The following is a 14278-nucleotide window of genomic DNA, read 5'->3' on the forward strand; positions in this document are numbered from 1 at the left end:
GCTGTGAGACAGGTGTCATAGGGGGTGACGCTCCTGTCGTGGCCTGCCATCATGTTCCGGTGCGTACGACGGACAGCAGCGCGAGTGGGCGCGGCAGGGGTGTGGGCCTCGGTCTCGCGCTCGTGTCCGCGGTGGCCTTCGGCGGATCCGGTGTCGCGGCCAAACCGCTGATCGAGGCGGGCCTCGACCCGTTGCACGTGGTGTGGCTACGGGTGGCCGGGGCGGCCCTGGTGATGCTGCCGCTCGCCGTGCGCCACCGCGCGCTGCTGCGCCGACGCCCCGGGCTGCTCGCCGGGTTCGGGCTGCTGGCCGTCGCCGGTGTCCAGGCCTGCTACTTCGCCGCGCTGTCCCGGATCCCCGTCGGGGTGGCGCTGCTCATCGAGTATCTGGCGCCCGCCCTCGTCCTGGGCTGGGTGCGGTTCGTGCAGCGGCGGCCCGTGACCCGTGCGGCGGCGGTCGGTGTCGTCCTCGCGGTCGGCGGACTCGCCTGTGTCGTCGAGGTGTGGTCGGGCCTCGGCTTCGACGCTCTGGGACTGCTTCTCGCGCTCGGCGCGGCCTGCTGCCAGGTCGGCTACTTCGTGCTGTCCGACCAGGGCAGCGACGCCGGGGACGAGGCGCCCGACCCGCTCGGCGTCATCGCCTACGGACTGCTCGTCGGCGCGGCCGTGCTCACCGTCGTCGCCCGGCCGTGGGGCATGGACTGGTCGGTGCTCACGGGCGCCGCGCGCATGGACGGCACGCCCGTCGCCGCCGTCGTCCTGCTGGCCTGGATCGTCCTCGTCGCCACGGTCGTCGCGTACGTCACCGGTGTGGTCGCCGTGCGCCGGCTCTCCCCGCAGGTCGCCGGGGTCGTGGCCTGCCTCGAAGCGGTCATCGCCACCGTCCTGGCCTGGGTGCTGCTCGGCGAGCACCTGTCGGCGCCGCAGATCGCCGGCGGCGTGGTCGTGCTGGTGGGCGCCTTCATCGCGCAGTCCTCGACGCCCGCGAAGGGGTCGGAGCAGCCGGTGGCGAGCGGTGGCCCGGAAAGGGAATTGTCCACCCCCGGGACCACCGCATAGGGTGGCGATCATGCCTTCGAACGCGCTCGTTCTTCCGCCTCCGGCCGCCTGAGGCGGGCCCTCCGGAAACCGCGCCCGGCGCTCTCGCCGCCGGGCCGAACGGTGCTGCCCGTAGACGAAGTCCGTGGACCCCGCTGATCTCGACCGATCCGGGGTTCTTCCCGAACTTCCGCGCATCCGCCGCCCGACACGGGTACGGCGCCGTGCGCTTCTGCGGAGAGAACACGTGTCGAACACTGTCTCCGGCCTGCCCGTCGGGCGAGGCCTCCTCTATCTGATCTTCGCCGGTGTCGCCTGGGGCACCGCGGGCGCGGCAGCCTCCCTGGTCTACCAGGCCAGTGACCTGGGCCCGGTCGCCCTTTCCTTCTGGCGTTGTGCCGCCGGTCTGGTCCTGCTGCTCGCCGTGCGCCTGCTGCGGCCGCGCACCGGCACGCCCGGCCGCGAGCCGCTCGGCCGCAGGGCGTTGCGGGCCGGCGTCACCGGGCTCGGGCTCGCTGTCTTCCAGACCGCCTACTTCGCGGCCGTCTCCGCCACCGGCCTCGCGGTGGCCACCGTCGTGACCCTGGGCGCGGGGCCCGTACTCATCGCGCTCGGCGCGCGGCTGACGCTGGCCGAGCGACTGGGCCGGGGCGGAATCGCGGCCGTCGTGGGCGCACTCGCCGGGCTCGCGGTCCTCGTCCTCGGCGGCGGGGGTGCGGCCGTACGCCCGTGGGGTGTGCTGCTCGCGCTGCTGTCCGCGGCCGGATACAGCGTGATGACGCTGCTCACCCGCCGGTGGGGCCGCCACGGCGAAACCGACGCCTCCCGGACGACCGTCGAGGCCTTCGCCGTCACGAGCCTGTGCCTGTTGCCGTTCGCCCTGGCCGAGGGTCTCCTGCCGCACACCGAGGAACCCGGCCTGCTGCTGGTCCTGCTGGCGTACGTCGCCGCGGTGCCGACCGCCCTCGCGTACGGCCTCTACTTCGCGGGCGCCGCCGTCGTACGCTCCGCCACCGTCTCGGTGATCATGCTGCTGGAGCCGGTGAGTGCGGCGTTCCTCGCGGTCGTCCTTCTCGGTGAGCACCTCACGGCGCCGACCCTGGCCGGCACGCTGCTGATGCTGGGCTCGGTCGCGGGGCTGGCGGTGGGGGAGACCCGGGGTGCGCGGACGGGGGAGGAGCCGGTGACGCTCGTGTGAGGACCGGGGGGCCTGCTCGGGTGCCGCCCGCCCGCTCCCTCAGGCCCCCCGCCCGCGCAGCAGGTGTTCGCGCGCCCTCCAGTCGCGCGGACCGCTGCGGGCAGCGAGGCCGGTGGCGATCCGGTCCCGGACCTCGGCCGGCTTGTGAGCGGCGTACTTGAACTTCGCCCGTACCTCCGTCACTTCGAGGCGCAGGGCGCGGATGCCGGCGAGCATCCGCCCGTACGGGGCATCGCCGACCGCCGCCCGGGCCGAGACACCCGGGGCTGGAAGTGGTCGACCTGGCGGTTGAGGAGAACGGCCTTCTCCGCCGGGTCGTCCACGACGTGGGCGCGACAACGAAGCTGGACGGCTGCGTAGAGGCTCGTCGGGACGCCGTGTTCGGGCGGGACGTCCGGGGCGGCCTGCCAGGGGCCGGGCACGTACACGTAGTCGTCGACCACGCTCAGCAGGACGTCCGGGTCGGCCTCCAACGCGTCCCAGAGCGGGTTCGGCCGGGCGAGATGGGTGACGACCTCGCCGTGCTCGGGGTCGTACGCGAAGTGCAGGGGCTGGACGTGCGGCGGTTCGCCGGCCAGGCCGTTGACGGCGAGCTGCCCGAAAGTCGTGGTCGGCCAGCCACCGTTGCCATTCGGCGTCGTCGCCGGGCGCGTCCCAGGGGTGGATCAGCATCACAGCGCCTCGAGATAGCCGGGCAGTTCGGTGCCGGTGGCCAGGCCGGGGTCGGGGACCGGGGTGCCGTAGGCGCGCCGCACCGGGACGATGCCCGCCCAGTGGGGGAGGGTCAGGTCCTCGGGCTCGTCGTTGACGCCGCCGGTGCGGAGCTTGGCGGAGACCTCGTGCAGGTCCAGGCGGATCACCGCGGTCGCGGCCAGCTCCTTCTTGTCGGCGGGGCGTGAGTCGGCGGAGCGGCCCGGCACGACGTGGTCGACCAGGGCGTCCAGAGCCCGGCGCTTCTCCTGCGGGTCCGTCACGTCGTGGGCGACGCCGTGCACCACCACGGAGCGGTAGTTGATCGAGTGGTGGAAGGCCGAGCGGGCCAGGACCAGCCCGTCGACGTGGGTGACCGTCAGGCAGACCGGGAGGCCGGGGTCCGCCTGGCCGGCCGCCCGCAGCGGACGAGAGCCCGTCGAGCCGTGCACGTAGAGCCGCTCGCCGACCCGGGCGTACAGCGTGGGCAGGACGACCGGCGCGCCGTCGCGCACGAAGCCCAGATGGCAGACGTAGGCCTCGTCGAGTATCGCGTGCACCAGTTCCCTGTCGTACGAGGCCCGGTCCGGGGAGCGGGTGGGGACGGTGCGGTCGGTCGGGGTGTAGGCGGCGTCGGGCTGTGACGGCGTCTGCGCGGTCCCCTGCATGGCGCTCTCCCTTGCACTAGTGCATAATCAGCTTTGTGCTAGGAGAGTATCGGATCAGCGGGCGGCGCGCAGCGGACATCTCCGCGAGCATCGAGCGGGCGGTGGGGGCGGGCGAGCTGCGGCCGGGTCAACTGCTGCCACCCATGCGGGAGTTGGCGGAACGGCTGGGTGTGAACCCCAACACGGTCGCGGCCGCGTACCGGACACTGCGGGACCGCGGGGTCATCGAGACCGCGGGCCGGCGCGGCAGCCGGGTGCGGCCCGCGCCGGCCACGACCGGGCGGGACCACATCCGGGTGGACGTCCCCGACGGGGTGCGGGACGTGGCGAGCGGCAACCCGGATCCGGCGCTGCTGCCACCGCTCGCGGGCGCGTTCGCGGCGGCGGCCGCCGAGGGCGACCGGGCGCCCGTCCTGTACGGGGACACCCCCGTGGAGCCGCGGCTGGCCCGGATCGCCCGCGCCGGTCTCGACGCCGACGGCGTGCCGGACGGTCCGCTCGCCGTGGTCTCCGGGGCGCTCGACGGCGTGGAGCGGGTCCTGGCGGCCCACCTCAAGCCCGGAGACACCGTCGCCGTCGAGGACCCGGGCTGGGGCCGCACCCTCGACCTGGTGCCGGCGCTCGGGCTGCGGACCGTGCCCGTCCGCGTCGACGACGAGGGGCCGCGACCCGAGGACGTGCGCGGGGCGCTGGAGGCCGGGGCGCGGGCCCTGATCGTCACGGACCGGGCGCAGAACCCGACCGGCGCCGCGGTGAGCGCCGCACGCGCGGGCGCCCTGCGCTCCGTGCTCCGGGAGCAGCCGGAGGTGCTGCTGATCGAGGACGACCACGGCCACGGCATCGTCGACCTGCCCCTCCACCCCCTGGCCGGCGCCACCCGGCACTGGGCGTTCGTCCGCTCGGCCGCCAAGGCCTACGGCCCCGACCTGCGTCTCGCCCTGCTCACCGGAGACGCCGTCACCGTCGACCGGGTCCGTGGCCGGCAGCGGCTCGGGCCCGGCTGGGTGAGCCTGCTGATGCAGCGGGCGCTGGTGCGGCTGTGGGCCGACGGCGCGGTGGACACGGCCGGGGTGGCGGCGGCGTACGGGCGGCGGCGGGACGCGCTGATCGATGCCCTCGAACGGCACGGCGTCGCGGCGCACGGACGGAGCGGCATGAACGTGTGGGTGCCCGTGCGCGACGAGACCGGTGCCGTCGCCCGGCTGCTGCACGCCGGCTGGGCCGTCTCTCCCGGCGCCCGCTTCCGGCTGAGCGCGCCGTCCGGCATCCGTGTCACCGTCTCGACGCTCACCGGGGACGAGACGGAGGCGCTGGCCGACGCCATCGCCTCCGCTCTCGGCCCGGCACCGCAGCGGAGCTACGTCTGAGACAGCGGCCGGGGCTTCGGGTGTGCCTGTGTGAGCGCCGCCCCGATCAGCACGATCACCGCCCCGACCGGTGTCGACCAGGTGAGTGACTCGCCGAGCAGGGCGACGCCAGCGGCCGTGGCGATGACCGGGATGAAGTACGTGACCATCTGCGCGGTGGTCGGGCCGACCTCGGCGACCAGGCCGTACTGCAGGAGCACGGCGAGGCCCGTGCCCAGTGCGCCCAGGGCGGCGATCGCCAGCAGCGGCACGACGGACACGCTGGTGGGCAGGGTCGTGAACAGCGGGGTGACCAAAGCCAGTTGGACCGTCGCGAGGAGCAGTTGCGCGCCGGTCATGGACAGGTGCGAGTGGCTCGTGCCGGCCAGGGTCCGGCGGACGTAGATCCAGCCGACGGGGTAGCTGAGGGAGGCGAGCAGGGCCAGGGCCGTGCCGGTGGCGTCCAGACCGTGGAAACCCTGCCAGACGCCCAGCACCGTGAGCGCCCCCAGGAAGCCCAGCCCGAGCCCGGCGACCCGCACCCGGGTCGGGCGGTCCTCCGACAGGGCGACCAGCGACAGGGCCATGCCCCACAGCGGCGAGGTCGCGTTGCAGATGCCCGCCAGCGTGGACGGGATGGTCAGCTCGGCGTAGGCGAACAGGGAGAAGGGCAGGGCGTTGAGCAGGAACGCGGCGACCGTCAGATGCCCCCAGACGCGGGCCCCCCGCGGCAGCCGCTCGCGTCGCACCGCCATCGCGGCGGCCAGCACCGCCGTACCGAACACCAGTCGGCCGAGCGTCACTTGGAACGGGGCGTAGCCCTCGGTGCCCACCTTGATCAGAAGAAAGCTGAAGCCCCAGATCAGGGACAGGGCGGCGAAGCGGAGGCGCCAGTCGAGGCGGGGCCGGGGCCGTTCGGGCGGTGTGGTGGTGACCCGGCTGGAGGTGGTGACGGTGCTCATGCCGGCCACGATGCGGGAACACGACCTCGTAGCACAATCGAGAATTCGCGCCCGGTATTGCGTAGCATTGCTTACGTGTTGAACCTGGAGCGCCTCCGCACCCTCGACGCCCTCGCCCGGCACGGCTCGGTCAGCGGTGCCGCCGACGGGCTGCACATCACGACGTCCGCCGTCTCGCAGCAGTTGTCCAAGCTGGAGCGAGAGGTCGGCCAGCAGCTCCTCGCCAAGAACGGCCGGGGCGTGCGGCTCACCGACGCGGGTCGGCTGCTCGCCGAGCACGCCGCGCGCATCCTGTCCCAGGTCGCGCTCGCCCAGTCCGACCTGGAGGCCCAGCGCGGGCAGGTCGTCGGTGAGCTCAGACTGTCGGCGTTCCCGACCGCCGCGCGCGGCCTCTTCCCGCACGCGCTGTCCGCGCTGCGCGAGCAGCATCCCGCGCTCCGGCTGCGCTCCTGCGAACTCGAACCGGAGCAAGGGATCGCCTCAGTCGTGCGCGGCGACCTCGACCTCGCCGTGGTGCTCGACTGGTACAACAAGCCGATGGCGCTGCCCGACGGCCTGGTCAAGGCCTCGATCCTGGACGACCCGGCCGAGGTCGCCGTGCCGGTGGACCACCGGCACGCCGGGAGCGAGGAGGTGGACCTCGCCGAGTTCGCCGACGACGAGTGGATCACCTGGGGCCAGGGCGAGTTCTGCCACGAGTGGCTGATGTTCACGCTCCGCTCCATGGGTGTCGAGCCGATCGTCGGCCACCGCGCCGCCGAGAGCCACACGCAGCTCGCGCTGGTCGCCGCGGGCCTCGGGGTGTGCATCGCCCCGCGGCTCGGCCGCCATCCCGTGCCGGACGGGGTCGTGACCGTCCCCCTCAGACAGCGGGTCCGGCGGCATGTGTACGTCGTCTGGCGCGCGGACGCCGACCGGCGCCCGTCGATCAGGGCCGCGGTGACGGCCCTGCGCGCGGCGGGGGAGGGCCTCGGCTGATCCCGGCCGGCGCTACCGCGCCCCCAGCTTGCGGAAGTCCCAGGACACGATCTTCTCCGGTATCAGCCGCAGCCAGGCGTGCCGGCCGTCGTGCGGCATCTCCTCCAGGCCGAAGTGCTTCCACGCGAACAGCGTCTCGGGGACGTCCAGTTCGGCGCGCAGCTCGCCCGTGCGCGGGATCTCGCCCACGAATTCGACCGCGCCCGACAGCTCGGCGTCGCGCAGCTCGTCGTACTCCTCGCCGGTGTCGACCACGATCGCCACGCGAGGGTCGCGCCGCAGGTCGGTCCACCGCTTGCTGCGCACGACCGAGTACAGCCACATCGAGGTGCCGTCCCAGGCGAACCACAGGGTGCTCACGTGCGGTGCGCCTGCCGCCGACACCGTGGCGACCCGGCAGGTGCGCTGCGTGGTCAGGAAATCGTCCAGCTCGCCAGGCGTCATCATGATCTTCCGGCCCCGGCGCTGCTGCGTGACGGTCATGCTCCCCCTCTTTCTCCCACGTCGTGCCAGAGGAGATCCTCTGACATCACGTCAGAAAAAGGATGAGTGCTCTTCCGTTCGTGCGCGATGCCGGCCACGCCCGCCCGGCCGTCGGCGACAGGGGGGGACCGTGCCCTCGTACGAAGCGCTCGGCGAACTCCTCGATCCGGACACCACCGTGCCGCTCACCGTCGAGTGCCGGGAGGGAGTCGCCGGGACGGACAGCGCACTGCCCGAACTCGCCGGCCAGGCGCGTGCCGGTGGGGCGCTCGCCGGCGTCGCCCGGCTGGTGGAGCCGCCCACGCCGGCGGTGTCCAGGTCGGTGGTCCAGTCCGTCGCCGAACGCCGCCCCGACGGCCGCAACGCCTGTCTCCTCCGAGCCCGCCGGACGCCTGCCCGTCCAGCAGCCATCCGGCCCGCCGGCGGAAGAGGTGGCCGCCCCGATCGAGGCCGCCGAGGGGGACCTCGTCGTACGGCGGCCGCGCGGGCTGTCGCCGCTGCAAGGGCCGACGTCGATCCGCTGCTGCGCAACCTCGGCTGCCACACCCTGATCGTCACCGGGGTCCCGGCCGCCGTGGCCGTACCCGACGCCGTGAACCGAGGCAGCACCGCCGTCGTCCCCGCGGACGCCATCGCGGGGCTGCCCGTCGACTGCACCCCCGCGATGATCAGCCACCCTCGCGTGGGTCGCCACAGACGAGGTGCCGGCGTGTCCGGAGCGCCCGCGGGGGATCAGGCGAGCGTGATGGAGTCGCCGTTCACGCTGATCTGCTTCGCCTCCAGCGGTTCGACCGCCGGCCCCTTCTTCACGCTGCCGTCGAGGACGGAGAACTGACTGCCGTGGCAGGTGCAGGAGATGATGTCGTCCTTGAGGTCCACCATCGGGCAGTCGCGGTGGGTGCAGATCGTCGAGAAGGCCTTGTAGTCGCCCGCCGCCGGCTGGGAGACCACGACCTTCTCGTCCTTGAAGATCTTGCCGCTGCCCTCGGGGATGTCGGAGGTCTTGGCGATCGCCGCACCACCGGCTCCCTCGTTCGTCGCGCCGCCACCCCCGGTTCCCTGTTCGGTGGACGAGCCGGACGCCTTGTCGTCCGAGCCGCACGCCGTCAGCGCCACGGTGAGCCCCGCCACGCCGACCGCCGCCACGACGGTACGGCGGTTCGGTCCCGACACCGGCTGAACTGATTCGCTGGTCATGCTGACGTTCCTTCCGGGGGTTCGTGATCTGCCGAGAGGTACGGCCCTCGGGGACCCGCTGTTCAGACAACGCCGAAATCCTGACCCCTTCGCGGGAGGACGTGGGTAAAGCGGGGCTGTCGGTTCGCTGTCGGGTTCCGGCCCCGCCCCCGCGAGGCCGTCGCCGACGCCCGGGGCGGCGTCAGTAACCTGGGGCGATGCTCAAGGAAGTGATCGCGACCCGGTTCATCGCGCCCCTGCGCGAGGGCGGTTCGCTGCCGGGCCTCGTCGAGGCCGACGACTTCGGCCTGTACGTCCTGAAGTTCGCCGGCGCGGGACAGGGACGCAAGACGCTCGTCGCCGAAGTCGTCTGCGGGGAGCTCGCCCGTCGGCTCGGGCTGCGGATGCCGCGCCTGGTCACGGTCGAGCTCGACGCGGAGCTGGGGCTCGGGGAACCCGACCAGGAGGTGCAGAGCCTGCTCAGATCCAGTGGCGGCACCAACCTCGGCATGGACTTCCTCTCCGGCGCGCTCGGCTTCGATCCGCTCGCTTTCCGGGTGAGCCAGGAGGAGGCCGGGCGGATCGTCTGGTTCGACGCGCTGGTCAACAACGTCGACCGGTCCTGGCGCAACCCCAACCTACTGATGTGGCGCGGCGAGCTGTGGCTCGTCGACCACGGCGCGACCATGATCTGGCACCACAACTGGCCCGGCGTGGAAGCGTCCGCGGCCCGCCCGTACGACGCCTCCGACCACGCGCTGGCGCCGTTCGCGCCCGACGTCGCCTCCGCCGCGGCCGAGTTGGCGCACCAGGTCACTCCCGAACTCCTCGCCGACGTCACCGCGCAGATCCCCGACGCCTGGCTGACGGACGAGCCCGGTTTCGGCGCGCCGGACGATCTGAGGCTGGCCTACGCGCGGCCGCTGCTCGCGCGGGCCGCCGTCATCCACGACCGCATCCAGGGGCTCAAGTGAACGACCGGCACATCATCAAGGGCGGGCCGCGGGACCGCCAGGTCTACGAGTACGCCCTCCTGCGCGTGGTTCCGCGCGTCGAACGCGGCGAGTGCCTCAACGCCGGGGTCCTCGTCTACTGCCGCGCCGAGGCCTACGTCGGCGCCCGCACCCACCTCGACGAGGCGCGCCTGCTGGCCCTCGACCCCGAGGCGGACGTCCCCGGCATCCGCGCGGCGCTGGGGGCCGTCGAGGCCGTCTGCACAGGTGGCCCCTCAGCCGGCCAGGCATCGTCCGACGACCCCGGGCGCCGCTTCCGCTGGCTGGTCGCCCCCCGCTCGACGATCGTCCAGCCGGGCCCCGTCCACACGGGCCTGACCAGGGACCCGGCGGCGGAGACGGAACGGTTGCTGGCCCTGCTGGTGCGGTGAGGGCTCACCAGCAGGGCCCGGACGTCAGCTCCGGCGGCGTTTCACCACTACCCCTTGGCCCGACCGGGTGTGCGCGGGGCCGCGCCGGGCATCGTGGGCTCGGGGGATGGATCACATGGCTCGTCCGGCCGTTGACACCGGGTGCCAGGGCTTCTAGCGTCACCCCCACTGAAGGTACTAAGCGGTCGCTCACCTGAGGAGAACCAGTCATGTCCACCACTGAGCAGCGGGTCGCCGTCGTCACCGGTGCCGCGCGCGGGATCGGTGCCGCCACCGCCGTACGACTGGCCGCGGAGGGTCGTGCGGTCGCCGTCCTCGATCTTGACGAGGCGGCCTGCAAGGACACCGTCGAGAAGATCACCGCCGCCGGGGGCAAAGCCATCGCGGTCGGGTGCGACGTCTCGGACGAGGCCCAGGTCGAGGCGGCCGTCGGGCGGATCGTCGAGGAGCTCGGCGCGCCGACGATCCTCGTCAACAACGCGGGCGTGCTGCGCGACAACCTGCTGTTCAAGATGAGCGTCTCCGACTGGGACACCGTCATGAACGTGCACCTGCGCGGCGCCTTCCTGATGTCCAAGGCCTGCCAGAAGCACATGGTGGACGCGGGATTCGGCCGGATCGTCAACCTGTCGTCGTCCTCGGCGCTGGGCAACCGCGGGCAGGTCAACTACTCGGCCGCCAAGGCGGGCCTCCAGGGCTTCACGAAGACCCTCGCCAAGGAACTCGGCAAGTTCGGCGTCACCGCCAACGCCGTCGCCCCCGGCTTCATCGCCACCGAGATGACCAAGGCCACCGCCGACCGGGTCGGCATGGGCTTCGAGGACTTCAAGGCCGCCGCCGCGACCCAGATCCCCGTGGCGCGCGTCGGGGAGCCGGAGGACATCGCCAACGCCATCGCCTTCTTCACGGGCGAGGCGGCCGGGTTCGTCTCCGGCCAGGTGCTGTACGTGGCCGGCGGACCGCTCGACTAAGGGACGGCAGACATGACTTCCGTGGAACTCTCCGGCAAGGCCGCCCTCGTCACGGGCGCCAGCCGCGGCATCGGCTACGGCGTCGCTGAGGCGCTCGTCGCCCGCGGCGACCGCGTGTGCATCACCGGCCGCAACGAGGACGCCCTCAAGGAGGCCGTCGAACAGCTCGGCTCCGACCGCGTGATCTACGTGGCGGGCAAGGCGCACGACGAGGCCCACCAGGCCGTCGCCGTCGAGCGCACGATGGAGGCCTTCGGCCGCCTCGACTTCCTGGTCAACAACGCCGGCACGAACCCGGTGTTCGGCCCGATCGCCGACCTCGACCTGAACGTCGCGCGCAAGGTCTTCGAGACCAACGTCGTCTCGGCGCTGGGCTTCGCCCAGAAGACCTGGCACGCCTGGCAGAAGGACAACGGCGGCGCGATCGTCAACATCGCCTCCGTCGCGGGCCTGTCGCCCTCCCCGTTCATCGGCGCGTACGGCGTCAGCAAGGCCGCGATGATCAACCTGACCGTGCAGCTCGCGCACGAGTTCGCGCCCAAGGTGCGGGTCAACGCGATCGCCCCGGCCGTTGTGAAGACCAAGTTCGCCCAGGCCTTGTACGAGGGCCGGGAGGCGGAGGCCGCGGCTGCCTACCCGCTGGGCCGGCTCGGCGTGCCCTCCGACATCGGCGGCGCCGCCGCGTTCCTCACCTCCGAGCAGTCCGACTGGGTCACCGGCCAGACGCTCGTCGTGGACGGCGGCATCTTCCTCAACGCCGGCACGGGCTGACACCGGCTCGCACGCGGCACGGCACGGGGCGCCCCTCGACGGGAGGGGCGCCCCTCACCCGCGTAAAGGCGCCGCAAAGGAAGATGACAACATCGTCAAAGGTTTATCGATCAAGGAGTCATGTACCGGCAGGGTCAGCCGGCGCGGCACTGCGGTATGGTCTGCCGACCCTTGGTATGGCAGATCGAGGAGCGTGCGCGTGTTCAACCGGAACCGATGCCTGCGTATGGCGGCCATCGCGTCCATATCGTCCCTGGTCACCGGGTGTGGCGTGCTGGCGTCCGACACCCCGGAGGACGAAGGACCCATCGTGGTGGGCACCACCAGTGCGCCCAGCACGCTCGATCCTGCCGCCTCCTGGGACAGCTCCTGGGAGCTGTTCCGCAACATCTACCAGACGCTCCTGAGCTACCCGACGGGCACGAGCGAGCCCCAGCCGGACGCCGCCGAGCAGTGCGGCTTCAGCGACTCCTCGAACGAGGTCTACCGCTGCGAGCTGCGCGAGGGCCTGAGGTTCTCCAACGGAGACGCACTCGACGCCCAGGCGGTCAAGTACTCCTTCGACCGGATCCGCAAGATCAACGTCAACGGCGGCCCGGCCGGTCTGCTGGGCAGCCTCGAGCGGGTCCAGGCGCCGAACGACCGCGAGGTGATCTTCCACCTCAACAAGCCCGACGCCACCTTCCCGTTCGTGCTCGCCACCCCGGCCATGTCGATCGTGTCCCCCGAGGCCTACCCGCGGAACAGCCTGCGCAAGGACGACGACGTCGTCGGGTCCGGGCCGTACACCCTCGACTCGTACGACGAGGGCAAGGAGGCCGTCCTCACCCGCAACGACGCCTACAAGGGCTTCGCGGAACGCCGGAACGACGCGGTGACCGTCCGCTACTTCCAGGACTCCGGCGCCATGGTCAAGGCCCTGCGCGACAAGCAGATCGACGTGACCTACCGCGGCCTGGCCGCCGGCGACGTCGTCGACCTGCAGAGCAAGTCCTCCAAGGAGGCGGAGATCCAGCTCGTCGAGGGCACCGGCACCGACATCAACTACCTGGTGTTCAACCCGAAGGACTCCTGGGCGAACAAGAAGGCCGTGCGTCAGGCCATCGCGCAGGTCGTCGACCGGGCGGCGATCGCCCACAAGGTCTACAAGGACACCGTCGACCCGCTGTACTCCATGGTCCCCAAGGGCCTCACAGGCCACACCACAGGCTTCTTCGACGACTACGGCGACCCCGACGTCGCCAAGGCCCGCAAGATCCTCACCGAGGCCGGCATCAACCAGCGCGTCCCGCTCACCTTCTGGTACACGAGCGACCGCTACGGCTCCGAGACGGCCGCCGAGTTCAAGGAGCTGGAGCGCCAGCTCGAGGACTCCGGCCTGTTCACGATCACCCTCAAGAGCCGCCCCTGGAAGACCTACGTCGAGGGCTACCAGAAGGGCGAGTACCCGGTGTTCGGGCGTGGCTGGTTCCCCGACTTCCCGGACGCCGAGAACTTCATCGCGCCGTTCGTCGGCGAGCAGAACGCCCTCGGTACGCCCTACCCGGCGCCCGAGATCACCGGTGACCTGCTGCCCCGCTCGCGCCGGGAGAGCGACCGCGCGAACGTGGAGAAGGAGTTCGAGGAGGCCCAGCGGATCCTCGTGGACGACGCCCGGCTGCTGCCACTGTGGCAAGGTCGGCAGTACGTGGCGGCGAGCCGGGACGTCTCGGGCGCCGAACGGGCCCTGGACCCGTCGACGATCATGATGATGTGGGAGCTGCACCGCAAGACCGCCTGGTAGGCGGGCGGTCCCCACTCCTCCCGGCGCGTTGTCGGTGGTCGCCTGTAGGTTCTGAGGCCTGCAAGTGACCGCACATCGTGAGGACGTTGACGTGACCGACATCGCCATGCTGCCCGACTCCTGGCGCGGGGTTCTGGGTGACGAGCTGCAGCAGCCCTATTTCAAGGAGCTGACGGAGTTCGTCGAGGAGGAGCGGGCGAAGGGTCCCGTCCACCCGCCGCGCGAGGAGGTCTTCGCGGCGCTGGACGCCACGCCGTACGAGAGGGTGAAGGTCCTGATCCTCGGCCAGGACCCGTACCACGGCGAGGGTCAGGGGCACGGGCTGTGCTTCTCGGTCCGGCCCGGGGTGCGGATCCCGCCGTCCCTGCGCAACATCTACAAGGAGATGCACGAGGAGATGGGCACGCCGATCCCGGACAACGGCTACCTGATGCCGTGGGCCGAGCAGGGCGTGCTGCTGCTGAACGCGGTGCTCACGGTCCGGGGCGGCGAGGCCAACTCGCACAAGGGCCGGGGCTGGGAGCGGTTCACGGACGCGGTCATCCGCGCGGTGGCCGAGCGGCCCGACCCGGCGGTGTTCGTGCTGTGGGGCAACTACGCGCAGAAGAAGCTGCCCCTGATCGACGAGTCCCGGCACGCGGTGGTCAAGGGCGCGCACCCCTCGCCCCTGTCGGCGAAGAAGTTCTTCGGCTCGCGTCCGTTCACACAGATCAACGCGGCCGTCGCGGCTCAGGGGCACCAGCCGATCGACTGGACGATTCCGAACCTGGGCTGAGCGGAGCCGGCCCTCCGGCCGTGACGGGCCCGGTGGTGTACGGAGCCGCCTGAGCC

The 14278-nt window shown here is 72.2% G+C and carries 14 protein-coding genes and 2 pseudogenes; 11 read left to right on the forward strand and 5 right to left on the reverse strand.

The window, feature by feature from the left end; genetic code table 11:
• Positions 1 to 59: 59 nt before the first annotated feature.
• Positions 60 to 1058, forward strand: a complete 999-nt coding sequence (locus ACWD1U_RS26215) for an EamA family transporter (RefSeq protein ID WP_451111039.1) — start codon at positions 60 to 62, stop codon at positions 1056 to 1058.
• Positions 1059 to 1284: 226 nt separating this feature from the next.
• Entirely contained in the window at positions 1285 to 2235 is a 951-nt protein-coding gene (locus tag ACWD1U_RS26220; RefSeq protein WP_451111041.1) for a DMT family transporter, read from the forward strand.
• 39 nt (positions 2236 to 2274) lie between these two features.
• Here the strand turns inward: ACWD1U_RS26220 and ACWD1U_RS26225 are convergent.
• Both ACWD1U_RS26225 and ACWD1U_RS26230 read right to left on the reverse strand, forming a co-directional pair.
• Positions 2275 to 2907, reverse strand: a pseudogene (locus ACWD1U_RS26225) (FMN-binding negative transcriptional regulator).
• Positions 2907 to 3593 (reverse strand): pyridoxamine 5'-phosphate oxidase family protein, encoded by a 687-nt coding sequence (locus tag ACWD1U_RS26230; protein ID WP_451111043.1) that lies wholly within the window; start codon positions 3591 to 3593, stop codon positions 2907 to 2909. Before ACWD1U_RS26230 ends, ACWD1U_RS26225 begins: the two are co-directional and overlap by 1 nt.
• Positions 3594 to 3628: 35 nt before the next feature.
• On the opposite strand from ACWD1U_RS26230, the gene ACWD1U_RS26235 reads away from it, so the two are divergent.
• Positions 3629 to 4960, forward strand: coding sequence for an aminotransferase class I/II-fold pyridoxal phosphate-dependent enzyme (locus ACWD1U_RS26235; RefSeq protein ID WP_451111045.1), 1332 nt, complete (start codon positions 3629 to 3631; stop codon positions 4958 to 4960).
• On the opposite strand, the gene ACWD1U_RS26240 is transcribed toward ACWD1U_RS26235, so the two are convergent.
• Positions 4951 to 5901 carry a DMT family transporter gene (locus tag ACWD1U_RS26240; protein WP_451111046.1) on the reverse strand — a complete coding sequence of 317 codons (951 nt, stop codon included), beginning with the start codon at positions 5899 to 5901 and terminating at the stop codon, positions 4951 to 4953. The two genes, ACWD1U_RS26235 and ACWD1U_RS26240, sit on opposite strands and share 10 nt — an antisense overlap.
• Positions 5902 to 5976: 75 nt before the next feature.
• Here ACWD1U_RS26240 and ACWD1U_RS26245 point away from each other — a divergent pair, with 75 nt between their 5' ends.
• A complete protein-coding gene (locus ACWD1U_RS26245) occupies positions 5977 to 6879 on the forward strand; it encodes a LysR family transcriptional regulator (RefSeq protein ID WP_451111048.1) in 903 nt (300 codons plus the stop codon).
• 12 nt (positions 6880 to 6891) lie between these two features.
• Here ACWD1U_RS26245 and ACWD1U_RS26250 read toward each other — a convergent pair whose 3' ends face one another.
• Positions 6892 to 7362 (reverse strand): pyridoxamine 5'-phosphate oxidase family protein, encoded by a 471-nt coding sequence (locus ACWD1U_RS26250; RefSeq protein ID WP_451111050.1) that lies wholly within the window; start codon positions 7360 to 7362, stop codon positions 6892 to 6894.
• 130 nt (positions 7363 to 7492) lie between these two features.
• Here ACWD1U_RS26250 and ACWD1U_RS26255 point away from each other — a divergent pair.
• Positions 7493 to 8108 (forward strand): annotated as a pseudogene (locus ACWD1U_RS26255) (isochorismatase family protein).
• Here the strand turns inward: ACWD1U_RS26255 and ACWD1U_RS26260 are convergent.
• Positions 8095 to 8559: a Rieske 2Fe-2S domain-containing protein gene (locus tag ACWD1U_RS26260; RefSeq protein ID WP_451111052.1), complete on the reverse strand. Its 465-nt coding sequence runs from the start codon at positions 8557 to 8559 to the stop codon at positions 8095 to 8097. The pseudogene ACWD1U_RS26255 and the gene ACWD1U_RS26260 overlap by 14 nt on opposite strands.
• Before the next feature lie 197 nt (positions 8560 to 8756).
• Here ACWD1U_RS26260 and ACWD1U_RS26265 point away from each other — a divergent pair, with 197 nt between their 5' ends.
• The 6 genes from ACWD1U_RS26265 to ACWD1U_RS26290 all read left to right on the forward strand — a co-directional run bounded on the left by ACWD1U_RS26265 (position 8757) and on the right by ACWD1U_RS26290 (position 14222).
• Positions 8757 to 9512: a HipA family kinase gene (locus tag ACWD1U_RS26265; RefSeq protein WP_451111053.1), complete on the forward strand. Its 756-nt coding sequence runs from the start codon at positions 8757 to 8759 to the stop codon at positions 9510 to 9512.
• Positions 9509 to 9922 carry a DUF3037 domain-containing protein gene (locus ACWD1U_RS26270; RefSeq protein WP_451111055.1) on the forward strand — a complete coding sequence of 138 codons (414 nt, stop codon included), beginning with the start codon at positions 9509 to 9511 and terminating at the stop codon, positions 9920 to 9922. Before ACWD1U_RS26265 ends, ACWD1U_RS26270 begins: the two co-directional genes overlap by 4 nt.
• Before the next feature lie 209 nt (positions 9923 to 10131).
• Positions 10132 to 10893, forward strand: coding sequence for a 3-oxoacyl-ACP reductase FabG (fabG, locus tag ACWD1U_RS26275; RefSeq protein WP_451111057.1), 762 nt, complete (start codon positions 10132 to 10134; stop codon positions 10891 to 10893).
• A 12-nt stretch (positions 10894 to 10905) separates the two neighbouring features.
• Positions 10906 to 11664, forward strand: coding sequence for an SDR family oxidoreductase (locus ACWD1U_RS26280; protein WP_451111059.1), 759 nt, complete (start codon positions 10906 to 10908; stop codon positions 11662 to 11664).
• Between the two features lie 199 nt (positions 11665 to 11863).
• Positions 11864 to 13447, forward strand: coding sequence for an ABC transporter substrate-binding protein (locus tag ACWD1U_RS26285; RefSeq protein WP_451111061.1), 1584 nt, complete (start codon positions 11864 to 11866; stop codon positions 13445 to 13447).
• Between the two features lie 91 nt (positions 13448 to 13538).
• The gene (locus ACWD1U_RS26290) at positions 13539 to 14222 is read left to right on the forward strand and encodes a uracil-DNA glycosylase (RefSeq protein ID WP_451111063.1); all 684 of its coding nucleotides are present in this window, start codon (positions 13539 to 13541) and stop codon (positions 14220 to 14222) included.
• The last annotated feature ends 56 nt before the right edge of the window (positions 14223 to 14278 follow it).

It is taken from the genome of Streptomyces sp. NPDC002788 (assembly GCF_053592115.1).